This is a genomic window from Niallia oryzisoli (assembly GCF_036670025.1).
In the GTDB taxonomy this organism is placed as follows: Bacteria; Bacillota; Bacilli; order Bacillales; family Cytobacillaceae; genus Bacillus_BD; species Bacillus_BD oryzisoli.
Genome location: NZ_CP137640.1, coordinates 2,958,746 through 2,985,252, shown reverse-complemented (window position 1 = coordinate 2,985,252; position 26,507 = coordinate 2,958,746). Strand labels below are relative to the sequence as shown.

Here is a 26,507-nt window from a genome sequence, read left to right as displayed (position 1 = left end):
TGCCACAATTATTCGCTTAGGTTTAATACAGTTACTTTTTCACGTGTCATGGATTCAAGGCTTTTTCGTATTCCTTGTGCGCCCATTCCTGACTTTTTCACACCGATAAATGGGAAATGATCTGGACCGCGTTCTGTTCGTCCATTGATTTGGACAGAGCCTGTTTCAATTTTATTTGCAATCGTAAATGCTTTGTTGACATCTTTTGTAAAAATACTTGCTTGTAATCCGAACTCTGATTCATTTGCGATTCTGATTGCCTCTTCATCAGAAGATACTCGAATAATTGGCAATACCGGTCCAAATGGTTCTTCCCAAGCTACTCGCATGTCTTCTGTAACATGATCAAGTAGTGTAGGATAAATTAAATTTTGTTCACGTTTATTACCTGTAATAAGTGATGCATTTTTAGTTAGGGCATCATCAATTAATCCTTGAACAAAATCTGCTGAGTTTTGATCGATTAACGGAACGACCGTGCAGCCATCTTCCGGCGAGCCAACTGACAATGCTGCTATCTCTTCTTTTAACAGATCGACAAGCTGATCTGCTACATTTTCATGAACTAAAACACGCTTAATCGCCGTGCAGCGTTGACCGGAGTAGGAAAAAGCACCGCTGACAATTTGTTTGGCTGCCAGGTTTAAATCTGCATCCTCACGCACGATACCAGGGTCTTTTCCGCCAAGTTCAAGTACAAGCGGGATCATGCCTGCCTTTTTCGCTAAGCGGGTGCCTGTATTCGAACCGCCTGTAAAGGAAATCATGTTAATCCCCTCATGCTCAACTAAGTAATCACCAATTTCCGAGCCGCGTCCTGTTACGATATTCACTAGACCTTTTGGCAGTCCTGATTGATGTAGAGCTTGAATCATTTTAATACCGCTAATTGCCCCCTGTGTGGCAGGCTTAAAGATGACAGCATTTCCCGAAATCAGTGCTGGTGCTAATTTAGCTGCAGCTAGATTGACTGGATAGTTAAAAGGAGGAATGGCCAATACGACCCCTAATGGAACACGCTGAATTACGGCAATTTTCGATTGAGAGCCGCCAGGAAAACTGTCACCCTTCATACTTTCACCATGCATATGCAGTGCTTCATCCACTGTATAACGGATAAGGTCAGCCGTACGTACGACTTCGTTCCTTGCATCTTTAAAACTTTTGCCTACTTCCTTCATGATGATTTCTGCAATTTCATCCTGCATATAGATTAATTCATCAGCCCAGTTATATAAATAGTGGGCACGATCTTGAAGCGGAACCTCTGCCCAAACTTTTTGCATTCCGTGTGCAAATCGAATCGCTTCATCTACCTCTTCTTTTGTTATTGCTTGTACTTTACCAATCAATTCATCTGAATAAGGGGAATGTATGTTAATCGTTTTACCTGAGGTACTCCTTTTCCATTCTCCATTAATATAGAAATTATAAGTCTTCACTCCTGATACAGATCCTGTTACTGACATAAAATCTCCTCCTTTGATAAGTAGAAAAACTTTTATTTGAAATTTTCCAATATTCCGTCTTTAGATGATATACCCTATTAAAAACAGTAATAAATATGATAGATACAATACTAATGGTTAAATATTGATGATATTATTGGTAAAGTATTGATTAAATATTGGGTATATTCATGATAGTAAACTTTATTCCATCATCAGTCAACTATTTTTTTTATTTTCTGACAAATGAGTCGAGGGGACAGGCACCTTGACCCACTTTAAAAATAAACCGAAAAAAACTCGTCAGGTGATGACGAGTTTGCTTGTATTACTTATTCCATTGATTTTTTGTCTGGGTCAAGGTATCCTGCGACCCGATGTCTCTATTTTGGCCAATATTACTTTGGCTGCTTCTTTTGCCCCGCCTGCATTACGAAAATTTGCTGACAGTACTTGGGCATTTTCTTGATAAGATGGATCTGTAAGGATTGCAGCAACTGTTTTAACCAAAGAACTTGGCTTGCTCTTTTTTAATATTTTTCCAGCACCAAGCTCGGCAACGCGGTCAGCAACCATGCCCTCTTCACTATGAAGTGGAAATAGAACCATTGGAACTCCAAAATACAGACTTTCATTCACACTGTTCATACCACAATGTGTAATAAATACATCTGCTTTTTGTAGTATAGCAATCTGGTTAACGGAATTTTTAACTGTAAAATGATCCGGTATTTTGCCAAGCGAAGAAATGTCTGTTTTTTCACCAACCGACATCACAATCTCATAGTCACTTTCAGCAAATGCAAGGATGCAATTTTGATAAAAATCCCTATTTTGATTAAGGACCGTTCCTAAAGAAATATAGATAAGTTTTCTCTTCTGTTTTTCACTGTGAACCTCAGGAGTCACCGGAATTGATGGTCCAACAAAGGCATAACGGTCGGAAAAAGTCTCTGCCATGGGCTGAAATTCCTTCGCCGTATACACAATGGTATCCGTTTTATTATCATTTTGAATAATCGAAACAAAGTTTTCTACTTCATATCCATGCGACCGAAGCAGCTCCATTTTTTGGTTAATTCGCGCCATCCCTGTAATCATCCGAAGCATTTCCTTCAGACTGCGTTTCATCAGCTTAGCACTGTGCTGATTAAAGGCAAAGGTTGTCGTAGAGCAGATATACGGGATTCCTAATTTCTTTGCGAATAATTTCCCCCAAAAACAGACAGAATCAGATACAATACAATCCGGTTGAAATGCGCCTAATTCTGCACACACCTTTTCATCTAGGGCGATGGTCGTATCGGTTACCATTTCAATCAATGCTGCAAAATCTTTTCCCACTTTACGGTCCAATTCCTGTTGGGAAATCTCCGGCAAAAAATCATCACAGGGAATAAATTTGGCTCCGGCACCTTCAATTTTTTCTTGGAATTCCTTAAAAGAGTAGTACCAAACTTCATTGCCGTTCTTAACTAGCTCTGCTACAACGGGAATAGTCGGATTTGTATGTCCATGCGCCGGGATTGAAAAGAATACGATTTTACTCATTCTGATTCCTCTCCTGCCTGCTCTGCCTTGCGGATCATTTCTGCAAACTCAAGGAAACCATCTGTCTTTAAAATCGCAATTCCTTTTGTAGCATCCTCCCCTAACACCACCAGCTTATCACCGGCCTTAATCTGAAATAGTTCACGTGCCTGCTTTGGAATGACAATCTGTCCCCGCTCGCCTACCTTCACCACACCAAAGAAATGCTTCCCCTTAGGACCGAGCTGCTCTGCCTCTTCTTCACTCATATCACCGGATAACTGATCCAAAGTCACCTGAAATATTTCCGCTAACATTTGGCACTTCTGAATATCAGGCAGCGCCTCCTCATTCTCCCACTTTGCCATGGTCTGACGAGATACATTGACCCTTTCGGCTAAAATTTCCTGACTCATTTTATTCTTTTTTCGTAAAATACGAATATTCATACCGATCATATTATTCATCTCCTATATACCTAACTATATAAAAGACAATAGTTAAAATCTATCAATATTCCTCAACATTTTGAGTTAAAAATTGTGGCATAATGGGTCGGAGTGAATCGGAGGGACAGGCACCTTGACCCACTTATGTAAAGAAAAACCACGTTAAAGGTAACGTGGTTTCTTGCATAGTCAAAATTTCTAATTCTGTGGGTCGCGGTGCCTGTCCCTCCGACCCTACTTTTTCTTTTTTGCTTCTTTTAGGTCTACTTGAATCATGACTGGGTCATGGTCACTGGCTCTGCCTGCCATGTCTGTGAAGTCTGCGTTGATGTGAAGGATATCTGTTTCAGTGTGTTTGGCCAAATTATTGGATACTAGAATGTGATCAAGTACCTGTGAATTTCCTTGGAAAAGGTATGTGTATCGATCGGCCTTGTCTACTGTGTTGATCATATTGGTCATTAGTTTTCCTTCATGTATTTTCAATGACTCAGAGAATTGGAAATCGTTAAAATCTCCTAAAGAGACGATATTGGCTTTCGGATCATCGGCTTTAATTTCTTCAATAAAGTCATATACCACATGGGCAATTTTATGGCGCTGTTCTTCACTGCCATAGACCGGCGGCTGAGTTGAGCCAAATAATGGAGTATCTCCTGATTTTGAATTCCAATGATTGGCAATCACAACCACATTTTCCCCACGGAACTTAAATTGAGCGGCAAGTGGTTTCCGACTATTTTCTAATGCTTCGTTAGTTGGATCAATTCGACCTGGATTAAGCGTTAGTTTTCCCTTTTCATAGCCAACAGCTGTCGTTGCATCTCCATGCGACATTCCTTCTGTTAATTGTACCCGCTCCGGATTATAGAGGAATCCAACACGAATATTGGCATTTGGTGCTCCTCCGTCTTCATTCACTTCAGGATCGATATTCACATATTCATACTTGACGCCGCTCATTTTTTCAATTTCACTAATTAATCGTTCATAGCTTTCATTTGCGGCTGTATCACCTGCATCCTGACCATTATTATCCTGCACCTCTGTGACCCCGACAATATCGGGATTTTGCATATCGACTGCAAAGGCTCTTGCTAATTTCTTTGCTTTGTCGTCAGAGGTTTCCTCTTTGTTATTAGAGAAGTTTTCTAGATTATAAGATGCGATTGTTAATTTTTTCTTATCCATCTTAATGGTTGTTTTCTCGGGCTTTGCTTCTCCTGCCACATGTTTTGCTTTCATACTTTCATAATCAGTATAAATCTTATAGTTTTGGAATCCGTAATTCACCACTCCAGTGATTGGCCCGGTAAAATGATCCCCTGTAGCGACGGCAAAGTTTCTTGCTTCGTTATTATCAAAAAGCTTAAATTGAATTCGATCCGCATTTGCATCCTCCGCTGTCAGCAGGACACCGCCATGAATCGTATCTGTTTCTCTATCTGCTAAAACGGTAATTAGATCCCCATGTTCCTGAGGGGCAACTGCTTTCACATCGCCAACCTCAACAAGCATTCCCTCAAGACTTTCCCAGAAATCAATCGTATCTTCTTCTGGATCAAATTCTGCAAAACCATCGTTATCAATAACTTCCTTTGGCAGATTTTCAGCAATCTTTATTGGCTCCGGGAGCGGTTGATTTGTTGCTTGTACGGTTACTGCTCCGCCTCGATCATCTCGTGCATTTATTTGAGTAACCGGTAAATCCGTTTCTCTTTTTGTATCATAATAACCGTCAATATGGTATTCATCGACTGTTCCGTTTACAGAGACAAGATCTCCTACTTCCACATTAGCTGCCTTATTCCCTGTATACACAACAATACCTTCTGATGTTTTTGGATCATCATCTTTTTGATCATCAGGGGTTTGCATATGGAAGTAGTTGCCGCTTCCTATTTTATATTCATAAGTGACAATCCCTTCAAGATCCGCTACGGTTTCATCCTTCATCGGACTTTTGTGGGATGTGCCTTGGATATGATGAATTTGAAGCCCTTGCTCTGGATCAAACACGGTATATTTATAGGTTGAAACTTTACTATTGGTGAGTCCTTCTTTTACAGCGATTGCTTTAACTGTCATGTCTTTATTGATGATAATCGGTTCACGATATACGTTACTAGTCTCAGTTGGTTCTGTCCCGTCAGTTGTAAAATAAATCGTTGCATCAGGTGTATTAGATGTTAGTGTTACTTCTGTTCCTTTTGCAATCAGCCCCTCTTCAGCAGATGCCAAAACAGGCTGAACGACGGTAGCATCTTCAATGATGTCTGCCGATGAGCGAGGAATCATTTGATAGTCATCATCGAATTGTTGAACAATTCCTGTAATAAAATCATAGGTTTTGCCAACTTCTAAAGGTAAATCATTTCTTTCATCACGTACGATAAATTCTGTCTTACCATCCGTTACCGTGTAATTCGCCCATGAACTGCCGGCATCCACCGATAAAATTTGGATTTTTTGAGCCGTTACAAGGTGTGATTCATTGGCTTCAGACACTTCAGCTCCAGTGACAACTTTAGGAGACGGTGCACCAACGTGTTCTGTTTTTTCCACGATTGCTGCTCCATCTAATTGAAGTAAGCCGCGATAATCCGCTAATGTACCGCTTATGATCACTTCATCACCAATAGATACATCCATACTGGCTGGTCGAACAGCAATTCCACCAGTAGCATCTTGGACTTGAACCGTATTTTTTAATTTGGCAGAGATAATCCCTTTAATTGTTACCTTTTCCCCTAAGGCTTTTGAACGTGCATCCGCAATGGAAATAAGTTCTTCAGGTGTTTCCGGTTCATCAGGGTTTTCGGTTGTTGAGCCGTGTATCCCTAAATTCGATGCATCATCCTTAGGAAGTGCAGTCCATGCAACAGTTGGATCAAATGCATCGTCAATGATAGGATCACCTGTTAAAATCGTGCTGTTCCTGATTAATGTTACATCTTTTAGATTTTCGACTTTTGCTCCAGCCTGTCCAATCGAATCAATTACCGTACCGGCTTTCTTTAACACAACAGCATCGTCGCCATTAAAGTTAATAACCGTGGAATTCTCCAAATCTCCCTTGCTCTTGATGTCAGCATTGGCATCTTTATGATATAAAACGTATGTATCCCCATTTTTTAACGTACCTGATAGATTCAATGTTTGAGAGGCCGTAGTTGCTCCATTTGAATACAGTTCAAGTGAATAGTCATTTAAATGGATATCAGTACCTGTTCCGTTATATAACTCAATCGCTTTATTAAAACTGCTGCCCTCAATATACTCGGATATGAGTAAATCAGTCGTATGTGTCGCCGCTTCAACAGGTGATGATAATGCGGGTACAACAATACTTGCAGCTAAGCTGGCGGACATGAACACATTTATTGGTTTCTTCCATTTTTTCTGTCTCATTTCTTCCTTCTCCTTTGTGCTAAATTGGCTTTTTGCGAAAAATCTTTCGAACCATGTCCAATTTATCATCCTTTTTTAAATAAAATGGCAAATTAACAAACTCTTAACTAATTTTCATATTTATTTTTCGAAATTTTTACATTAGAGTGAGAGGTTCCATGTCCCTAGTCGAATGGAGTCAAGGAACAGGCGTATTTACACAGAAAGGACGAAAAGGAAAAAACTCGTCAGATTTGACGAGTTTTTAAATGTTACTTGACAACTCCAATTTGAACTATATCTACATCTGCTGTAACCTTAAATTTAGCACTTTTATATTTTTCTTCCCATTTGTTAAATTCAAAATTTCGCGTTCTAGTTTGAGCAAAGTGGCCAAAGCCAACGGGGTCGATTTCTTTTTTTTGAAAATCTTCGATCATCATGGTGCATTCCTCGACAATTTGTTTTTCTAATTGTTTTTCAATACCCTCTAATTCGTTCTTCTGAAAGCTCACACCTTGATGCTCAGTAAGGTACCCTTTTATTTTAATATCGACTCCAAATTGGTATGGGTTCCTTTTGAAAAGTTTAATTTTACGCTTAGAGGTAATGCTTTTGACAGTAGCTCCTCCATGCTCCTCTTTTACCATGACTGAACCTTGTGTATGTTTATCAACAAGGAGTTTAAAATAAAACATTTTATTCTCGTGGAGAATGTCGACAAGTTTTTCATCTTTAAAAAGAGCGATTCCTATTATATTAACTAAATCAGACTGTGTTTTCTTAAGCAAAGGTAAATAAGCATCCTTCCCTTCCTCGTAAAAGTCGGCTAAAAAGAAATGGAGGTTGGTTAAAGGTAAATTATGTACTTTCATATTTTGTTCTAATAGCTGTCTAAGGTATTCATGATTCCCGCGATCTCCATAATTACCTTTAAAAATGTCGTCTACTTTTCCATCTACTACTGCTAAATTCAGCCTAGCACCTATGGTCGGATCACGAAGGAAGACATCAAGAATTTGGATGATCCCCTCACGTGCCAAGTCTTCACCAAACAAAGCGATATCGAGGCTTCCACCGACTATCGGTTGGGAAGCTTTTTTCTGCATTTCAGACACCAAGTCTCTTGGGATTTTTCCATTGGCAGTAAAGGTGAAATTTCCGATGGACTTGTCAGCCTTAAATACCGGGATCATTATACTTCCATGTAATTGGCCATCACTCTTATCCATACCGAAGCCGGTTGCAATATTTACATCATCAATGACTCTTTTTTGGACGTTTCCAACCAATAACAAGCCGCATAAGCATAAGGTTAATAGGAGGCGAAACTTCTTCACTTTGTTTTCACCTTCTTTTTAATGAGCAGTCCTAAGTAGAGAATGGGAGTATACAAATAAGCAAAAGCAAAGCCAGCTTTTGAATGGAAATCAAAAAGGAAATTCATACTATCCCTTGATTGTAGTAGTGACACGATAATCAGACACACACATGCTATAACAATGACTGCTTTTCGTTGATTGAAATGATACACTCGTTTAGCTACTCGGCTGGCACACCATAAAGAAATCGAAACACTTGGGAGGATGATTAGCGCCCAATTCGCAATTCCTAGATACTCAAATCTTTCAATAAATGGCAGCCTAACAATTTTCCACATCTCTAATGTTGGCCATATGGATCTCTCAAGCAAACCTTCAGGGAAATAGGCAAAACTAATGATTGCCAAAGCGGTATAAATAAAGGTAGTTCCTAATAGCCCGATATGAACCCATTTTTTTGACTGCTTCGGGTTCTTAATGAAAGGGTAAGAAAATAGTAAAATGCCATAGCCAAGAAAGGTATAGATCATATTGAAACCACTTTTAAAAAATTCCATTGGAGTATGGTTTAAAACAGGGAGCAAATTTGTAAAATCTCCATACTTTAAGGGAATTAAAAAGGTTAACAGCAAATAGGAGGGAATGACAAGTCCTAAAAAGGAAATTCCCGCTACTGTTCTGAACCCGCCATAAACAATATAAATCCCTAATAGTAAATAGATGGCAGCAAACACAAATGGGTTTAAATCAATAAACATCCATGTACGAATGATTTGAATTAGACCGCCCAGTGATCCAAGACAATATAAGATATAATAGAAAATAAACAGAGTATTGACACTGTTGCCAATTACTTTTCCAAATAAATATACATTTGCATATAGGACATCACCCTCTACAGTTTCGCAAATTTTATACATGATCCATACAAGGATATGGACAGTAAGTCCTGCACCAATAACGGAAATCCAGGCATCATATCCAGCATCCTTAACAATGATTTGTTGAAACCTTAGGACTCCCATTCCTGTTTGCATAGCAACGATGATATAAGCAGCCATATATGGTGATATCTGCATCCTCTCTTGAACGGATCCCTGCAACATTCCTTTCACCCCTTTCCAAAATCATTCATCAATATCTTTCTTACTATAGGCCTTTTCTTTACTAAACCGGTTAGAATCATCAGTTCTCAAGTATTGTGGTCGATTGGATTGACTTTTAAATGGAAGTCGAAATAGGGCATCCCTAAAGTCACCTATTCTTAATGGGAATATTGGTTCCATAAATGGAAATCCCAAAGAGGTAAGGCGTAGTAAATGGATAAGTAAAAAACATAACGCTATCGTTATCCCAAGTAATCCCCATTTTTCGGCCATGAAAAGAAATGGAAAACGCAATAACCGGATGGTGTTACTCATCTGATATACGGGTGTTGTAAAAGATGCCAACGCTGAAAGCGCGATAAAAATTAATAGAACATTGCTTGTAAGTCCAGCTTCAACGGATGCTGTTCCTATGACAATACCGCCCACGATACCGATTGTCTGTCCGACTTTGGTGGGCAGCCTTGCTCCTGCTTCCCTTAGTAGTTCAATGGTTATTTCTAAAAACAGTGCTTCAAGAATAGGCGGGAAAGGAACAACCCGTCTTGAGATAATTAATGTACTTAATAAGTCCTTTGGGATTAATTCATAGTGATAACTAGTTAGCGCAACATACATAGGTGTAATCATGATCGAAAAAATTACCGCAAATAAACGAATCATCCTGATAAAGGAAGCTAGAATCCAGTTAAGGAAATAATCTTCGAATGAGTTGAAAAACTCCGTCAATGAGGTTGGGCCGATTAATGCATGCGGCGAACCATCTACTAAAATCACAATTTTCCCTTCGGCCAGGCTGGCCGCCACACGGTCAGGCCTTTCCGTATCTAGCAGCTGCGGAAAAGGAGAATTCCCATTGTCTGAGATAATCTGTGTAAAATATGAACTGTCAGCGATTTCATCCTTATCGATATCGTTAATCCGTTGTTTGACGGTGTTAATAATTTCCTTGTTTGTGACTCCCTCAATATATACAACAAATACACTCGTTTTTGATAATTTACCGACAATGAATTCTTCAGCAATTAGTTCCTTAACGGGTAAGCGTTTCCTAATCAAGTTCATGTTTTGCTCTACAGATTCAACAAATGCTTCTTTTGGACCAACGACGCTAAATTCAATTTCTGGCGACGTAACCGATCGGACAACTTGTTTCTGTGAGGAGATGAAGGCAAACCCACTTGTATCTCCTTCAATGGTCAGCATGATATTTCCTTCAAGCAACTTTATTGAGATATCGGCTTTGTTGCTTGATACCTCTACATCGGCAACTGGCAGAAGTTTTTTAACATCGTCTATTTTATGAAATTCACCCTCAAGCAAACAGGGAAGGATATTATTGTCTAATACCTTATCATCAACAAGTGTAGTTATGAAGGTGAAATTGAACTTTTTGCCAGATTTCTGGTTGAAATAAAAGGTTTTTTTATAGTCCTTAGATTTGGAGAGTTCTTTTTCCCAGTCTTCGGCATTATTTTTTTGTTTATCTTTTTCTTGTTCTTTATTCCCGGCACTTAATTGATCCGCTGATTGGTTTTTATTAAATTTGAGTTTGAAAAAATTAGCCATTGGCCTCACCATTATCAATGTTTTTGTTTATTTTCCCCGGAATTGCTAGAAATATCCTATATAAATGGGGATTAGTACTTAAACGAAGGTTTTAGTGAAAAAAGAATCTTGTCATTCAGTTTGCGATGGTTTCATCTCAAAAAAAGTTCATAAAAAAAGACACCCCTACCGAGTGATAGAGGTGTCTGGGAAACTTTTTCTTCTCAAGAGGGTGAAACTTATTAAATCTTTACATTACATCCATCCAAACTTAAAAAAATACTTTTACAATATAATTATCAAGCCATTCTTATAAAGAAAGGAGAAAAAACAAATGTATGTGTATACCATTTACGTTACATTGCAGGGGAAAATTTATCAAACCAATGTAATAGCTAACAAAGAACAAGAACTAGAAGAAATTTACCAAATAGCAAAACAACAAGTTCTGAAACAATGGGCAAGTTAAAAAACAGCAAGGGTTATCATGCTCTGTACTTTTACCCAAGTTCTCAAGTGAAAACAGCCTCAGCAAGTGGATTATCCTTTCTATAAAAAAGCAGCCCCTTCTTCTACTTTTAGGAGCTGTTACTTTAATACACTTTCTTATTCTTGCTTTAAGTTTATCCTCTTTTTTTATAACATCGGGTAGTCACTAGTGACTGTCAATGAGAAATTCACTAGTGAAATTAAATGATGATCATTTTTATTAACCCGCCAATTACTACCCCTATCACCATACTGATTAAAGTTCCGATTAAATAGTATTCAGCAAAAGATTTGGATTCCAATTGTTTAAATCTCGTTAATGTTTTAAATGCTGCTAACAATGCTAATCCCGGATAGGCGTTTATAACTACAAAGGCAGCAATTAAAACTCTTTCTAGATAACCGATATATCTTCCAGAGGTATCGTTGTCAGGTTCATTAAAAATTTGATATTGAATTTTTATGCTTTTTGTTGAGTTATTTTCGTTCTCTTTAACCTCCCAAACTTTCTCAATCAAAAAATCTTTATCAAAATTCTTGATATTCGATTGAAGATGACTTAATTCATCCTCACTCATTTGCTCTAATGCTGCAGCAATTTCATCAGTTTTAACAACATCCTTTTTAATATCCTTAAAAATAAATGCTATTAAGTACCCACTTCCAAAGGTTAATAAAATGAAAAAAATGACTAGTAATATGATTTTTGAATTTCCGCTTATTGGAGCATGATTAAAAACAATTTCTTCTATGTAATAAATTAAATATCCTAATGAAGCTGTCTTCTGAAAAAGTCGTAAAACGATAAAAATGGTAAATATGTGTAACAATTGATCTATTAAAAAATGAAAGGTATATTTTTCTAGTATATAATCAAAAATATTTTTCTTCTTAGTATTTTTGGCTTTACATTTATTAATTAGATGATCCGAGAATTCCACTTTAGCCCAATCAAGGGTATAGTGGATCCCTCCTATAATGATTAATGAGGGAATTAAGTAATGATCATACCCGTAAAACACTACAACAATGATGAGAGTAATGATCTGATGATGTAAAATATGTTCCGTAAGTCCTTTACTTAATTTCGAAGCTTTCCAATATTCACGTTTTCTATTAATCATGTAATCTGTTTGTGTGACAAAGTCGGCAATGAAATGTGATAATAAAAATAATAATAATAGTTGAATCATTTATTTTCCTCGCTATAGATTAAATGGATTAGTTTGATTAACTCTTCTTCTGTATCTCTCACTATGTTATATTCAGCTCTTATTAAGAGATTACTAACATTGGCCTTCCTATTTTCCCCTTCGTAATCCAAGTATTCTCCTATTTGTTCATAATTTAATGTTGGAAATTGTTCCAGCAGTCTTATTGCTTTGGATTGTTTTTCTGTCCTCTTTTTTATTTTTTCTAAAATAAAATAAAGCATATAATTAGCAATGGAGCTGTCAGGGTTATTGTTCCCAATAATGACCTTAAATTTAAAGTGTTTGTCTAAGGATTGGATCGCACTTTTTCCCCTAAAAGTAGATGATTGCAGGATTTCTAATGCATCTGCTGAGTTCCAAATGGCTTGACCATTAACATCATCCGGATTTTTTAAATTCTTATTGACAATATTTCCAAATCCAACACCAACATATAATGGGACCTTGTATTTCCTTGAAAGGAGAAATAGCTCTCTAAACACTTTGTATCCTGCCTCGAAATCATTAACAATACCAAATAATTCATCTCCGAATCTAACAGTAAAATCAGTTAATAGATTCTTTTTAAATGTGTGATTGAGTTCTTGTACAATACTTTTTAGCAGGATTTCCTTTCCACTCTTCCTTGAACCAATGATATCTGCCTTAATACAAACCGCCTTGATCATTTCCATACCATCACCCGCTTTCTGTTAAAATATAAGTATAACAAAACATGACATCATAAGATAATCGGAAATTCCAACAACATCATAAGGTAATCGGAATTTCCAATAACTCTTCAGTAAATTATATCATAGGGACAGAGGGACAGGCACCTTGAACCAGAAATAATTTGTTAAAGAAAAAACTCGTCACCAAATGACGAGTTTTTTAGGCTAGGATCTAAATTCCTTATCACATTGTTTGTATCTGGAACGAGGTTCCTGTCCCCGCGAGCCCCTTTTTTTAAAAAAATTAATTCGCTTGAAATTGCTGTAAGCTAAGAAAATGACGTAAAAGTTTTAATGCTACCGTTTTTCTGTAAACAGCAGTGGAGCGATGGTCGTCGATTGGATGAATAATCTTGTCAAAGGCTGCGACAGCCTGATCAATGTCCGTAACAGTTAATGGGACTAATTTTCCAAGCAGCATTTTTTCAATATCGTAGGAACGAACCATCGTCGGTCCCACTACGCCGAAGGCAAAGCGTACGTCATCGATTCGTTCTTTTTTGACTCGAATTAAACCGGCAAACGAGACTTTTGCAATGGCATCTGCGTTTCGGTTGCCGACTTTTTCAAAAACAACATGGGCATCTTCCTCTAATACGGAAGGAAGAATGATTTCTGTTACGATTTCATGCGGCAACCGTTGAATACGCCGCGGACCTTGAATAAAATCATTAATCGCAACAATGCGATCGCCATGAACGGAGCGCAGCAAAAGCTTTGCATTGTAAACATATAATAATGGAAGTGTGTCACCTGCTGGCGAGGCATTGCAAATATTACCGCCTAATGTTCCGCGGTTTCTAATGGCAGGAGCAGCAATGGTTTTAATGGCATTTTTTAATGCAAACGGAATTAGTGGATGTTCAAGTAATTCACTGTAGGTACAGCAGGCTCCGATGTGGAGATCGTTGTGATGTTGATACATCTGCTTTAATTCGGAAAGATGATCAATAAAAACAATCGGTTTCGTAATTTTCGGAGGGACTCCCCTTCGACTTTTGTGAAGGACCATGACATCGGTACCGCCGGCTATAATGGCACAGTCTTCTCTATTCAATTGATTCAGTGTTTGGTCTAAACAATCGAAGCGGTATGCCGTTATTTTTTCTGCCATATACCGTCACCCTTTTTTGCTGCGAGGTTAATTGCATCAACAATCATATTGTAGCCGGTACATCGACACAGATTTCCGGAAATGCCTTCACGAATTTCCGCCTCTGATGGATGTGGATTTTTCGATAACAACGCGGCACTTGCCATAATCATACCCGGAATGCAATAGCCGCATTGAACGCCGCCCGCAATAGAATAGCACTCATCTAAAAGTTTAAATGGCTTGGTTTCGAGTATGCCTTCTATCGTTTGTATTTCGGCACCGGCAATCGAGCCAATGGGAATCAGGCAGCTGTTTTGCAGGAGGTTATTGACAAAAACGCTGCAGGCACCGCACTCCCCTTCACCGCAGCCTTCCTTTGTACCAATTAACTCGAACTCATCCCTTAATAAATCTAGTAATCTTGCTGTCGCAGGGGCGTCTGTTTCTACTGTTTTTCCATTGAGTGTAAATTTAATCAATCCTATTCGCCTACTTTCATCTAGAGACTTTCAATAATGACTTCCGGGGTAATCGGAATTTGCTGAAAAGAAGTCTGCAATGCATCCTCAATCGCAGCCTGGACTGCGGGCGCTCCGCCAATTAAAGTCAACTCCCCTGCACCCTTCGCCCCGAATGGACCATCAGCATATGGGTTATCAAAGACCTTGCTTTCGATTGAAACAACATCCAACGAAGTCGGCGGACCATAATCTGAAATACTTTTTTGCTGGATTCTGCCTTCTTTTGCCGTCATTTTTTCCAGATAACCGTAAGCCAATCCTTGGGCTAGACCGCCGTCAATTTGGCCTTTTATAATCCGTTCATCGATGACCTTCCCAACTTCAAAATTGCCATAAACTTTTTCTAATTTTACATTTCCTGTTAACGTGTCAACTTCTACTTCAACGATATTTACACCCCATGAATACGCTGGGTAGGCATCACCAGTGAAAGTTTTCTCGTCCCAGAGAATCCTTTCGCGGTGAACATAATGTTCAATTACTTCCTGTTCCACTCCTGTTTTCCACTGAGCCTTCAGTTTTTTTGCGGCCCGCACAAGTAATTTCCCAACAATCATCGTTGTCCTTGAGGCAACGGTTGGTCCGGAGTCGGGAACCTCTTTTGTATCGGGATAAGGGTATAAAATTTCTTCGTACGGGAGATCAAGTTCTTTGGCGACAATTTTACATAGCGTTGTTAAAATTCCTTGTCCCATATCTGAGTTTGAGATTTTTAACAATACTTTGTCGTCCTTTGATTTAACCAGCTTCACCACTGCTTTAATGTGGTCTCTTTCACCGCTTCCTGTAAAACCGCAGCCGTGGAGGAACAGCGACGTTCCGATGCCTTTTTTATAGCGATTATTTTGTTTATTTAAGCGCTGAAATTCTTCTTTTTTCTTTCGGTAATTTGACGTGTTAAGCATATCCACAATCATGTCTTCCATGAGTATTGGTTCGTGGAATTTACCTTTTGTGATTGTAAGGTCTCCTTGTTTGACAAGGAATTTTCGTTTATAGTCTAGCGGGTCGATTTTTGCCAGCCTGCTAAGATGTCCCATATGACTTTCGATTCCGGAGAAGCTTTGCGGTGCACCAAAGCCTCTGAAGGCGCCGTTTGGAACGGTATTGGTTTTTAAGACATACCCTTTTGCATGAAAGTGAGGAATTTTATAAATCCCCGCACTATTGATTAAAGCGCGCTGCAGTACGACAGAACTTAATCCTGCATTGGCACCGCCATCGAGAAAAATTTCAACACACATGCTCAAAATATTCCCGTCCTGATCAAGGGCCGTTCGATATTTGAGTTTTGCCGGATGCCTTTTCGTTGTTACTAGCATATCTTCTAAACGGTCGAACACAAGCATGACGGATTTTTTAACTGCTTTTGCTGCAACAGCTACATGACAGGCCATCATGGAAGGATAATCTTCTTTGCCGCCAAAACCTCCTCCTGTCGGGCTTTGGACAACTCTGACCTCATCGTCGCCACAAGCTAACGCGCTTAACAAAGCATTTTTTATATAATAAAGACATTGCATCGATCCTTGGACGACGATTTCATCATCCTTATAGATAGCAAGCATTCCTTGCGGCTCAAGGTAGACATGTTCCTGGTATCCTGTCTGATATTCTTCTTCGATGATTTGACTGGCTCCCTGCTCAATAGCCGAAATGTTCTGTAGGCTTTCCCCAAATTCATAGCTTGCCATACATGTGCCTGTTGATTTTTGTTTGATCGCTTCATCTAATGTATAGACCGCCTGATGCTCTTCAAATTCAACTTTTACTTTATTTAATAATGTGTACAGGGTATTCAAGTCTTCTCCAACGAGCATGAGGATGGGCTCACCAATATAATTGACCCACTCATTTGCAAATATGGGCTGATCTTCTGTGATGATTTTGACAAAATTTGGTCCGGGGATATGCTCTGCTCCAACCGCTTCATAGCCTTCCGGAAGGGTTGGTAATTGGATGGATAGAATTTTTCCATAGGCAATGGGCGACCGATAGAGAACACCATAAACCATATTTTCCACTTTCACGTCACTAATATAGGGCAGCTGGCCCGATACTTTTCCTTTATGGTCCTTTTTGGGCACAGAGGTGCTTATGTTTTTGAGATTCATTCTAACAACACCCTTCGACTCGTTTTAAATAGGGGGACATATCTCTTCCTACGATTTTATAAATGAGATTGATATTTTATGATTAATTTCATTCAAGATTTTTTTCGGAAAAGAGAATTTTCATCACGATATAAATTAAAAAATAAAAAATTATAGGACATTTACGTATTATATGGATATGTTATGTCCTTTCTTTCTTCAATAATCGCGCCCTATAATTGAATAACTAAAATATGACTTCTCAATCTCATCAGGGGGAATTTAAGAGATTCTTATAATTGAATTATCATAAGGCTCCCTAATAAGGTATTCTCTTATAGGTATTTTTGCATCCCCTCCCCTTGAAAAGGTTTATTATGAAAATCCCTCCTGAGATGTAAAAGATTCAGGAGGGATTTCGTAATACATGATTGAAGTGATAGCTCTACTGTCTTAAAAGTTTGATTATTTTCTGCCTATGATTCTCTTCAAAAATCAGGACCCTTTAATGGAGAAGCCTGATTCTAGTTAAACATGCTTAGAGTAACACATCTAAGGGTGGCTAAATTAGAGTGAAATTTGGGTGAAAAGCAGTTTGTATTCCTCGTTGCAAAGTGTTTTTCATTTGAATTTGAAATACATTCTTAAAAAACTAGGACTGAGTGAAAGAGATAGATTATTGATCGGTTAGCCTGTTTTTGATTAAAGTGTCAAAATTATTTAATAGCTAGATTAATTTTAATTGCACGCTCTACCCACTGGCTCATAGTAATATCCTCTTGTTCCGCTAGTTGTTTAACAGTATCTAACATCTTAATTGGCGGTTCTAAATTCGTTTTGCGGTAAGCACTCTGAACAATAAATAGCCCTTCGGCAATTTCAATCGTTGCCTCTTTTATAAAAGAAATAAGTTGTTCCAAGTTAAAAGGAATAGAATGTTGAAGAGATACTTCCCCAGCCTTTATCGATATATAAACACTCTGCTCTTTTTCTCGAATCCCTGCATTTTCAATTCCCCAAGATCCATAGAAAAAATCAATAAACGGATATAAAATATCCTCACTTCTTGGAATCTGGATATGAACGTAGCCTTTATAATCTAGTGTATCTTTATGGATCTCATAACAAGGTTCTAACCCCTATTTTTCAATTTCCTCATTATATTCCACCCACTTTTGATACTCAGTAAGATAAAAGCCCCAGTTATGCTCCTCATCCTTAATCACCCTGGCAGCGACACTATCGGGAGATTGAAAATATTGAAAAAGAGCGATGTCATCGTAAAATCATAGAATTCACTTCTTCGCACACGATCCGTTTCCGAAGATTGGAGGAGTAGCTTCATATCTAGTAATCTACCTATACATAAAGCATTTAAATATCATTACGTGGTCTATTATCTATTTTCCAAGGAGGGCATCCTGTTCATGTATACTTATATCACCCTAGTTACTATCAGCCCTCTTGTTGCCCTACCACATATTGGCCAATTCGTCAAAATCTACCTGTTCTTGCTAACCTTTTGTATCAATCAGCCAATGAAACTAAAAAACTCATGGCAGAAGCCAGCATGGTTCTTAATAAACTATCTGAGTCAAAAAAATTTGATGCAAAATTAATGTATGCTGCTGAAACTTCAAGATATTGAGGAGGTTAGACGCTTAATTCATTCTATAGAGATTTTACGTCAGATGTAGATATTAATTACAATCCTGATGGCTTATGGCTAGAATTCACATCAAAAGTAGCCGATTTGGACTGTTGTCGATTATTAATTGCATTGCGCTGGCGTTAGAGCATATTATCACTTGATGTATGTACTTCTCGTGTAGCATTCCATAAAGCAACACAATCACCATTTGTGCTTTGAAATTAAGTTTGCAAGCTCTTTTCTTACAAATAAAGGCTATTTTGCAACAAAATAAGCCTATTCAACGTATTTAATCTCCAAAAGCAACAAAATTTAAGAAAAGAGCCTAAGTAAAAAGGTCGGTACTTCTAATTGTTTTAATGAAAACAATTAGAAGTACCGACCTTTTATATGTAAACCGTGCATCCTATTCTCGACAGGAACAACCAAGCGTTACTTACAAAAGGTAACTCGAACTAGGCTACCCCACGGCACATAGAAAAGTCTACTTATGGCTGCTTCCTTCCGGATCTGACCAGATTCATAGGTTTCCATTGCGCAGGACCCAATTGTCAACGCTCACTTTTGTAAGGCAGACCTTACATGTTCAAACCTCAAATAGGCATTCAACCCCGCTATAGCGGATTGCGGGTACAGGGCACCGCTAACTCCCCGTCTAGCACGGTATGTATATGAAAAACATACCTATGTTATATGCAAAACGACGTAGATAATTCGGCCCATGAAATGGCTGTAAGCCAGGTTCTGTTCCTGTGTGCTCAAGCGATGCCAATCTTGCACAGACAGGTGTAGTCATATAACTATCAATCGATTTGACCAATCCATCCTTTTGGTTCACTTCCCGCGGGATGGTGCCCCTACCTAAGTTTGGGTTGCTCGCTCGTGGGGTTTACCCCGTTCCATTTCTTCCGTTTCCAGAAGAACTCCGTTACTGTGGCACTTTCAGGATAATCTCAGCATATCCATAAGGACTTAGTTGATTTCTCCGCCGTCAGAGATTAATCTCTGCCCACCTTTACAGATGGCACGAACACTCCGGGCATCTCAGCACCGGGCGAGCCTGGACTTTCCTCAACTCATGTACACATGAGCCGCGACTACTCACCATTTCATGTTTGTTTCGTTCATCACTACGAGAATAACTATAACATACATTCGCTTAAAACTGCACTAGTAGAAGGATTCCAGATATGGAAGGTTTTTAACTCACCAAACAACTTATTCGAAAATGCATTTAAAGAAGCTTATAATAATAACTATACTCTTTGTTTTGTTAATGGGAATCAATAATATATGTCCAACTAATAAAATATTATTGGGATTAATGTTGTTCCAATGGGCAATGGAATTAATAGTAATTCCATACCCTTGAGCACTCCCGCATTGAGTAAAGGCTATTTTTGACGAGTTTCTTCTATTTTATAAATCCAACTAAGCAGAAAAGTACTTAAGTTCATTTTTACTTGCCGCAAAAGCCACTGCGATAATCATAATTAAACCTTTTGCAATATCTTGAACTAAAACGGTAACCCCAAAAGATTTCCGTTATAGTCCACATAGAAAAGTCCTCCCAAAAATTAATAAAGCTATCACTAAATACGAAAAAGGACATTTCCATTCAAAACTTGTATAACCTACTTATACCTTAAACAGATTTGTAGTTAATCTAATTTAGAATTTAAGCTAAGACAGGTTATTTTTCTTCCCTTAAAGCCAACAACCGCTCTTTTATTTCGTGTACATTAACAATTCTTTGTGAAACACCTGTTTCCATTGCAACATTCGCAACGGCTGCCGCGGTTCTGGTGCAAATACTTGAAGAAAATATAAAAAAGCGAAAGATTTCCAGTGACTCCTGGTCTTATGCAACTAGTCCAAACAGTTGATGGATGAATTCTTTTTGATTTTGGACAGACTTCTCCCTTTGAAGAGTCTATCCTTTTTTGATCATGTGCATAGCCTCTTTACCCGAGATAATTCGTTTGGCAGTCCGTAAGGACTTTAATCTAAGCATCGGGCGAATTCGTTTTTTAATGAAGCGATGGATCCTGCTCCACGATATTGTTGAGATATTAACTTACCTTAGTTGGATGCCTTCAGGCATCTGTTTTTCTTCTTTTAACTCTTGGATAGCGATGGGATAAGCTGGGTTTTTGTCTACTGTTATCACACGAGGCTTAGAAATGTGCGAAAAAGCCAAGGCTTTCTTAAAAAAGCGATTGGCTGCTAGTTTATTATAAGGAAGACGTAATGTTTTGGGGCTATTTGGCGTTTACATGGGAGTTAAGCACGAAAAGAAAAAACCCACCATCAATAAGATAGTGAGTCTTTCTTTACCTTACAAATTAAAGGATGAAAGGAATTATACGTTCCTTCTTTAAACAGTATACCCAACAACCATTTTATTAATCCCCCTTCTTTCTCAATCTCTTTAGTTGTATTGTCAAAGTAAGCGTCTAATAATCTCTGCCTTAAAATGATTTGCTCCCCTTCAAGTATACAGATTTTTATTTTTTATCTGTCTATCTAAAGGGGAGCATATCAAAATGTAGATGGGGATTAGTCGAGTAGGATCAGGGAATTTTACCCTAACCCTCCCACAGAACCGAACGTGAAAGTCGCCCTTCATTCTGCTCTTGTTATCCCTACGGATTTACTGTTCCTTCAAAAATAACTTCTTTTAATGGTTTTCTGGTGCCCGGATTCTCACGCTCTTGCAATTTCGCATCGAGGGTTTCTTTTTCACCACGATAGCCAATAGTAATAACCGCATGAAGATCAAAATCATCTGGAACATTCAGCAAACTACGGGCTTTTTCTTTATCGAATCCTCCAATTGCATGTGTGCTAAGTCCTAGTAAAGTAGCCTGAATGGCTAAGTGACCCCAAGATGTACCAGCATCAAACGTATGTGCACCATTTGGATCACCATTATCTCTCTTTTTACTTGATGCTACTAGGACAAGAACAGGAGCCTTTTCTGCCCAAGCTCGATTGAAAGGATTTAAAAATTCATGAAAGGTTTTCAATTGTGCTTCTGTTTTAGCAACAATAAAGCGCCAAGGCTGATCATTGAAGGATGAAGGAGCCCAATGTGCTGCTTCAAGAACACTATACAAATCTTCATCAGAAATCTTTTGGCTGGAGTAGGCACGAGGGGACCAACGATTTAAAAATACGGGATTAACAGAATGATCAGCTTTACGATATTCCTTAACCTCACTTGTAAGCTGCTCAACAGGAGTAGCATTTAAACTCATTATATATACCTCATTTCCTATAGGAATAATATTATTTATGATCATAACATACCCTTAGTTAATCTTAGAAATTTTAAGAATTATTAATCAATAATTAGTATTTGGTATATCCCTAATGCTTCAATTTGCTGCTAAGTGTCATAAAAAAGCCACTAAAACGAAGAGTGATCTTTAACTCTTGCTACTCAATAGTTAAAGAAGCTAGTAATTTTTTAACAAACCATTTTAAAAAACAAGCGTTGTATTATCATAAGACGTACCTCTTATCTAGGAATGGCGACTGTTAAACAGGAGTAAGTTTAAAACATCATATAGCTGTCGAAGGCTCTCGTTAAATCACCCTTATTCCTGTTTTTCCATTTAACGAAATACAGGGACTCCGCTCATGATTTATGAGACATCCGCTTTTAAGAAACAAATAGGACTAAATTAATTCTTTCAGATGAGTTTTCGCATCATAGGGAATAATTTCTTCTCCTTTTTCCACTCGATGAAGAAAATCTGGATTGGCAAGTAACGGACGTCCAAAAGCAGCGATATCGATCGTTCCTTCTGCTATTGCTTGTTCAGCTGTATCAGCATTTATATCTCCGACTCCGACAATAACTCCATCCCAATATTTACGGACGAGCTGATGCATTGTTTTTCCATCGGCAATTGTTTTGGTAAATTCCATGGTGGACGGATGAATCATTTTTATACCAACCTCTTTGAAAGCTTCAATAAAAGTTTGAATAGCTTCTTCCGGGTCTTCCCACATGTAATCCGGCTGGTCAATTTTTAACGCTGAAAATCGAATAAGTGTACGATTAGTTCCCACTGCATCAATAACTTCCTTTAAGACTTCTTTCATAAATGTTAGTCTGCCTGCAAGATCTCCTCCGTATCTATCTGTCCGATGATTGGAAATATCTGAATTAAATTGATCAATTAAATATCCGTGGGCACCGTGCACTTCAACTCCGTCAAAACCTGCTTCAATCGCATTTATTGCTGCTTGTGCATATTGGCCGATGACTTCTTTAATATCGTCGACACTCATTTCTTCAGGTATATCAAAAGGTTTTCCAAATCGTGATACTTTTCCTTCCGCTCGTATAGCTGATGGTGCCTGTGGTGGTAGATTGCCAGCAATCTCATAATGACTTGCTCTACCAACATGCCAAATTTGTGCGATGATCGTTCCACCTTCTCAGTGCACCGCTTCTGTTACCTTTTTCCACGCATTAATTTGTTCTTGAGTATACAGCCCCGGAACGCCAGGATTACCTTTTGCGCGAGGACTAATGACTATGCCTTCAGTAATAATCAGACCAATTCCATCCGCTGCACGTCGACGATAATATTCCACGACATCTCCACCAACAACTCCTGTTAAAACATCAGCAAAACAGCGTGTCATTGGTGCCATGGCTGTTCTTGTACGCAACTTCCACTCACCTATAGTTACAGGTTCAAAAAGCTTACTGATCATCGTATGTTCCATTATGCTTTCCTCCTGATTATTCTTATTTATTTTCACCAGCTTACTTTAAGTAATAGCTGTGTTACCTAGGATAAAGATATTTAGCAAAAATTACAAATTATATACTCACTCAAAAAAGCTGATGCTCAGTTTAAAATGTTTTAGGCCAAAGATACTGTCATTGTAAGATTTTTGCATTACTCTTATGGAAAAGCAAAATCTATTCAAGTGGAAACATTATCAACCTGATATTATTTTATTAACCGTGAGATGGTACCCTACGGTACAACCTCAGTATTCGTGATTTAGTCGAAATGATGGAAGAACGCGGACTATCTATTGCTCATACAACCATCATGCGCTGGGTTCATCAGTATGGTCCTGAATTAGATGAGCGAGTACGGCGTCATCTTAAGCCAACCAATGATTCTTGGCGAGTCGATGAGACGTATGTGAAAGGCAAAGGTCAATGGATGTACCTATATCGTGCCGTTGATTCAGAAGGAAATACGATTGATTTTTGTTTAAGCAAAACAAGAGATCATAAGGCTACAAAGCGCTTTTTTCAAGAAAGCTTTGCGGACTTTTCATGTTTCAAAGCCCCGTGTTATCACAGTAGACAAGAACCCAGCCTATCCTATAGCGATTGAAGAGTTGAAGAAAGAGAAAAAGATGCCCGTAGGCATCCAAATAAGGCAGGTAGAATATCTTAATAACATTGTGGAACAAGATCATAGTTTTATTAAAAAGAGAGTTCGTTCGATGTTAGAATTGAAATCTTTTCGTACAGCCAAATCTATTCTTTCGGGAATAGAAACGATGCATGTCATTAAAAAGGACAACTTACTTTACAGGACAAGTCTGTCCAAAATCAAGTGAAGTTCATTCATCAACTATTTGGAATAGCTGCATAAGAACAGATTCCATTAGGAATCTATATACCTCTTTCAAATGGATGTAATCTTTGCACCAGAACCTAAAATATAATAGGAATTTTGCAAATTATTGTCGAACTTTCATTTATTAAATGTAGCTTATCTCAATTCTATTATAAGACTGACCAAATAATTAATTCTTGTCGATTAATAGAAACGAAAGCACAAAAAACCCTAGAGACTTATTTCCAGTTTTTTCTCTAGGGTCCTTCCCTTTAAATAATTTAATTATGGTAATATTATTTAAACTTTTCTTAATGAATTAACTGAGCAAGTTTAAGTAGAACCCTTCACAAACTCTTCTACACCTTAACATAATCCAAACCCTTAAATATGTTGTTCCAGAATCTGACCCATTACAAAAAAAGCACCTTCTTATTAAAGAGGAGTGCCCAATTGTTAAAAATCGAAAAATGAATTGTTGTTGGCTGAACTGCGCCTATAAAGTAGACAGTAATAAAACATTGGATGTAAAATACACCCAATAGCTTAGCAAAGCCTTTTTAAGAAATAGCCACCAAAATTCACGCGCATATTTTCACTCACACAGGTAAAAGTACTAGTTGTACGATCAAAACACATCCCTTAGGAGGTTTTCAGCATGGGCTTTTTGGATTTTTTTATTTAACGATGAAGAAACTCAAAAGGAAACTCAAAAAAAGGTACGTGAAGTAGATCGCACTGCTGATACAGAATTTGCAGCAGAAGACGCACATCTTGATCTTCGTGAGGAAGAGATGGACATCGATAAATATCGGGTGGATACGGGTGATGTGACACTTCATAAGCACATTGTTGAGGAAGAAAAATCAGTGGATGTCCCTGTTTTTCATGATCAGGTCGTTATTGAACAAAGAGCCGTTGATCACAAACCATCAGATGAACCAATTACTGAAGAAGAAACAGTTCACATTCCTGTAACAGCTGAAAAAATCGATGTAGAAAAGCACACGGTCGTCACTGGTGAAGTCTCCGCTCATAAACGTTCGGTTCAGGAAACAGAACAAGTACGCGAAGTACTTCGTAAAGAAGTTGCAGATGTTGAATCACATGGTACTACAGATCTTATCAAAGAGGACTAATTGTTCCCACCTACTTAACTTTTTAGTTAAGTAGGTTTCTTTCCATCCTCTTTACATAAAAAAGAACTTCAGGAGGTCCTATGGGAAAGTATATTATTATTGGTGCAATAATCGGTAGCATAATCGGTTGGGTAACAGGTTTTACGTTCGTAACAGGACTCGTTTTAGGAGCAATCGTTGGCGGTATTAGTTATAAAATGACTGCGAGAAGGAACATCGACGGATCCTCTGAAAAAACAAATAAAAATAAAGAACAAACGCTTCAATTACGAGAAGAGCAGCTGGAGATAAAAAAAGAACGAGTACAAATGGGTGAGGTAAAGGTTCATAAAGAAGTCGTTGAAGAACAGAAAACGTTCACGATTCCGATTAAGCGTGAAGAAATGGTAATAGAAGCAGGAGATGAGGAGGAACTCCGAATTCCTCTGAAAGAAGAAGAAGTTGAAATAAGAAAACACCCTGTGCAAGTAAATGAAGTATCGATTACAAAACGCCAAATAGAAGAAATGAAACAAATAAAGAAAAAGTTAAAAAAAGAAACAGCACACGTTGACGTTGCAGGTGATGCGGATGTCATAAAAAAACTGCCATCTGAAACGAAGGACTAAACCATTTTCCGCCATATTCAGGTGGTGAATATGTGAAGGAACTACCCCACTCCTTCTTCGTAACCTTTAAGATCACCTTCGTCTCACCAGCAACCAACCCGCTGCTTTGATAACACCCTTACAGCCAACTGCATCACAAACGAATGAGGCATGACACTGCAATACTCATTCACAGACTCAATCACAATCGAATGAACATTCTCATGCTCAAGAGCCTCATCAGCTACATAAAGCACCTCAAGAAAAGCACCCGTTGAATAAATAGCCTTTCTACTCACTAAATTCTTTATATTCATCAATGTAAAAGGCTACATAACCACAATTTGGACAAACAGCTGCTTTAGGTTTTGCAGATACATTGTTGAAAAGTCTTTTACCTTTTTTACTTATTTTAATTCCTTACATTCCACCTTCAATATTAACTTTACAATCTTCTATCATTTCACTTTGGCATTGATTACATTTCATTCTCTTTTTATACCACCTATTTTTTGTTTTAAAACATGGTTATTTAGATACAAATTAACAAAGGTTATGGTTTCACAATGGATTAAATCTTGTTTTACTAACCTCCCTTTACTTCAATA

General features: G+C 38.1%; 17 protein-coding genes, 2 other RNA genes and 3 pseudogenes. 4 read left to right on the top strand and 18 right to left on the bottom strand.

Translation table 11 applies throughout. The features are described 5' to 3' along the window. Positions 1–8: 8 nt before the first annotated feature. The 7 genes from R4Z09_RS14915 to R4Z09_RS14885 form a co-directional block, all read right to left on the bottom strand. Positions 9–1,469, bottom strand: a complete 1,461-nt coding sequence (locus R4Z09_RS14915) for an NADP-dependent glyceraldehyde-3-phosphate dehydrogenase (RefSeq protein ID WP_338453038.1) — start codon at positions 1,467–1,469, stop codon at positions 9–11. Positions 1,470–1,805: 336 nt separating this feature from the next. Further along, positions 1,806–2,999, bottom strand: a complete 1,194-nt coding sequence (locus tag R4Z09_RS14910; RefSeq protein ID WP_338453037.1) for a macrolide family glycosyltransferase — start codon at positions 2,997–2,999, stop codon at positions 1,806–1,808. Further along, positions 2,996–3,436: a helix-turn-helix transcriptional regulator gene (locus R4Z09_RS14905; protein ID WP_338453035.1), complete on the bottom strand. Its 441-nt coding sequence runs from the start codon at positions 3,434–3,436 to the stop codon at positions 2,996–2,998. Before R4Z09_RS14905 ends, R4Z09_RS14910 begins: the two co-directional genes overlap by 4 nt. Before the next feature lie 225 nt (positions 3,437–3,661). Continuing rightward, positions 3,662–6,838, bottom strand: coding sequence for a chitobiase/beta-hexosaminidase C-terminal domain-containing protein (locus R4Z09_RS14900; protein ID WP_338453034.1), 3,177 nt, complete (start codon positions 6,836–6,838; stop codon positions 3,662–3,664). Positions 6,839–7,089: 251 nt separating this feature from the next. Further along, a complete protein-coding gene (locus R4Z09_RS14895; RefSeq protein WP_338453033.1) occupies positions 7,090–8,157 on the bottom strand; it encodes a Ger(x)C family spore germination protein in 1,068 nt (355 codons plus the stop codon). Then, on the bottom strand, positions 8,154–9,245 hold the full coding sequence (locus R4Z09_RS14890) for a GerAB/ArcD/ProY family transporter (RefSeq protein WP_338453032.1): 1,092 nt from the start codon (positions 9,243–9,245) through the stop codon (positions 8,154–8,156). The genes R4Z09_RS14895 and R4Z09_RS14890 overlap by 4 nt, the downstream gene beginning before the upstream one ends. A gap of 21 nt (positions 9,246–9,266) precedes the next feature. Next, positions 9,267–10,814 carry a spore germination protein gene (locus R4Z09_RS14885; protein ID WP_338453031.1) on the bottom strand — a complete coding sequence of 516 codons (1,548 nt, stop codon included), beginning with the start codon at positions 10,812–10,814 and terminating at the stop codon, positions 9,267–9,269. 313 nt (positions 10,815–11,127) lie between these two features. Here R4Z09_RS14885 and R4Z09_RS14880 point away from each other — a divergent pair, with 313 nt between their 5' ends. Continuing rightward, positions 11,128–11,262 carry a BA3454 family stress response protein gene (locus R4Z09_RS14880; protein ID WP_338453030.1) on the top strand — a complete coding sequence of 45 codons (135 nt, stop codon included), beginning with the start codon at positions 11,128–11,130 and terminating at the stop codon, positions 11,260–11,262. A gap of 220 nt (positions 11,263–11,482) precedes the next feature. Here the strand turns inward: R4Z09_RS14880 and R4Z09_RS14875 are convergent, their stop codons facing one another. The 10 genes and pseudogenes from R4Z09_RS14875 to R4Z09_RS14830 form a co-directional block, all read right to left on the bottom strand. Continuing rightward, positions 11,483–12,475 (bottom strand): DUF3307 domain-containing protein, encoded by a 993-nt coding sequence (locus R4Z09_RS14875; protein WP_338453029.1) that lies wholly within the window; start codon positions 12,473–12,475, stop codon positions 11,483–11,485. Next, positions 12,472–13,170: a SatD family protein gene (locus R4Z09_RS14870; protein WP_338453028.1), complete on the bottom strand. Its 699-nt coding sequence runs from the start codon at positions 13,168–13,170 to the stop codon at positions 12,472–12,474. Before R4Z09_RS14870 ends, R4Z09_RS14875 begins: the two co-directional genes overlap by 4 nt. 283 nt (positions 13,171–13,453) lie before the next feature. Then, the gene (locus R4Z09_RS14865; RefSeq protein WP_338453027.1) at positions 13,454–14,323 is read right to left on the bottom strand and encodes an FAD binding domain-containing protein; all 870 of its coding nucleotides are present in this window, start codon (positions 14,321–14,323) and stop codon (positions 13,454–13,456) included. Next, the gene (locus tag R4Z09_RS14860; protein WP_338453026.1) at positions 14,308–14,784 is read right to left on the bottom strand and encodes a (2Fe-2S)-binding protein; all 477 of its coding nucleotides are present in this window, start codon (positions 14,782–14,784) and stop codon (positions 14,308–14,310) included. The genes R4Z09_RS14865 and R4Z09_RS14860 overlap by 16 nt, the downstream gene beginning before the upstream one ends. Positions 14,785–14,804: 20 nt before the next feature. Beyond that, entirely contained in the window at positions 14,805–16,940 is a 2,136-nt protein-coding gene (locus R4Z09_RS14855; RefSeq protein WP_338453025.1) for a xanthine dehydrogenase family protein molybdopterin-binding subunit, read from the bottom strand. 2,027 nt (positions 16,941–18,967) lie between these two features. Continuing rightward, positions 18,968–19,234: signal recognition particle sRNA large type (ffs, locus tag R4Z09_RS14850), an RNA gene on the bottom strand. Between the two features lie 64 nt (positions 19,235–19,298). After that, an RNA gene (gene rnpB, locus R4Z09_RS14845) (RNase P RNA component class B) lies at positions 19,299–19,679 on the bottom strand. Positions 19,680–20,431: 752 nt separating this feature from the next. Continuing rightward, positions 20,432–20,806: pseudogene (locus R4Z09_RS14840) on the bottom strand (DDE-type integrase/transposase/recombinase); the annotation flags it as partial. A gap of 409 nt (positions 20,807–21,215) precedes the next feature. Beyond that, positions 21,216–21,830, bottom strand: coding sequence for a nitroreductase family protein (locus tag R4Z09_RS14835; protein ID WP_338453024.1), 615 nt, complete (start codon positions 21,828–21,830; stop codon positions 21,216–21,218). A 424-nt stretch (positions 21,831–22,254) separates the two neighbouring features. After that, positions 22,255–23,316: pseudogene (locus tag R4Z09_RS14830) on the bottom strand (alkene reductase). A gap of 184 nt (positions 23,317–23,500) precedes the next feature. Between R4Z09_RS14830 and R4Z09_RS14825 the strand changes: the two are divergent. From R4Z09_RS14825 to R4Z09_RS14815, 3 genes and pseudogenes are all read left to right on the top strand, one after another. After that, positions 23,501–24,209: pseudogene (locus R4Z09_RS14825) on the top strand (IS6 family transposase). A gap of 584 nt (positions 24,210–24,793) precedes the next feature. Beyond that, complete coding sequence (locus tag R4Z09_RS14820; protein ID WP_338453023.1) at positions 24,794–25,312, top strand: YsnF/AvaK domain-containing protein; 519 nt, start codon at positions 24,794–24,796, stop codon at positions 25,310–25,312. Positions 25,313–25,392: 80 nt separating this feature from the next. Further along, complete coding sequence (locus R4Z09_RS14815) at positions 25,393–25,920, top strand: YsnF/AvaK domain-containing protein (protein WP_338453022.1); 528 nt, start codon at positions 25,393–25,395, stop codon at positions 25,918–25,920. A gap of 83 nt (positions 25,921–26,003) precedes the next feature. Here the strand turns inward: R4Z09_RS14815 and R4Z09_RS14810 are convergent, their stop codons facing one another. Further along, positions 26,004–26,219 carry a hypothetical protein gene (locus R4Z09_RS14810; RefSeq protein WP_338453021.1) on the bottom strand — a complete coding sequence of 72 codons (216 nt, stop codon included), beginning with the start codon at positions 26,217–26,219 and terminating at the stop codon, positions 26,004–26,006. Positions 26,220–26,507 lie beyond the last annotated feature (288 nt).

What these genes read in the sequence shown, in the direction of transcription:
- R4Z09_RS14885 (WP_338453031.1), bottom strand. Translation starts at nt 10,814, where the DNA reads ATGGCTAATTTTTTCAAACTCAAATTTAATAAAAACCAATCAGCGGAT.
- R4Z09_RS14900 (WP_338453034.1), bottom strand. Translation starts at nt 6,838, where the DNA reads ATGAGACAGAAAAAATGGAAGAAACCAATAAATGTGTTCATGTCCGCC.
- R4Z09_RS14815 (WP_338453022.1), top strand. Translation starts at nt 25,393, where the DNA reads ATGGGAAAGTATATTATTATTGGTGCAATAATCGGTAGCATAATCGGT.
- R4Z09_RS14835 (WP_338453024.1), bottom strand. Translation starts at nt 21,830, where the DNA reads ATGAGTTTAAATGCTACTCCTGTTGAGCAGCTTACAAGTGAGGTTAAG.
- R4Z09_RS14905 (WP_338453035.1), bottom strand. Translation starts at nt 3,436, where the DNA reads ATGATCGGTATGAATATTCGTATTTTACGAAAAAAGAATAAAATGAGT.
- R4Z09_RS14890 (WP_338453032.1), bottom strand. Translation starts at nt 9,245, where the DNA reads ATGTTGCAGGGATCCGTTCAAGAGAGGATGCAGATATCACCATATATG.
- R4Z09_RS14875 (WP_338453029.1), bottom strand. Translation starts at nt 12,475, where the DNA reads ATGATTCAACTATTATTATTATTTTTATTATCACATTTCATTGCCGAC.
- R4Z09_RS14915 (WP_338453038.1), bottom strand. Translation starts at nt 1,469, where the DNA reads ATGTCAGTAACAGGATCTGTATCAGGAGTGAAGACTTATAATTTCTAT.
- R4Z09_RS14880 (WP_338453030.1), top strand. Translation starts at nt 11,128, where the DNA reads ATGTATGTGTATACCATTTACGTTACATTGCAGGGGAAAATTTATCAA.
- R4Z09_RS14910 (WP_338453037.1), bottom strand. Translation starts at nt 2,999, where the DNA reads ATGAGTAAAATCGTATTCTTTTCAATCCCGGCGCATGGACATACAAAT.
- R4Z09_RS14870 (WP_338453028.1), bottom strand. Translation starts at nt 13,170, where the DNA reads ATGGAAATGATCAAGGCGGTTTGTATTAAGGCAGATATCATTGGTTCA.
- R4Z09_RS14865 (WP_338453027.1), bottom strand. Translation starts at nt 14,323, where the DNA reads ATGGCAGAAAAAATAACGGCATACCGCTTCGATTGTTTAGACCAAACA.
- R4Z09_RS14855 (WP_338453025.1), bottom strand. Translation starts at nt 16,940, where the DNA reads ATGAATCTCAAAAACATAAGCACCTCTGTGCCCAAAAAGGACCATAAA.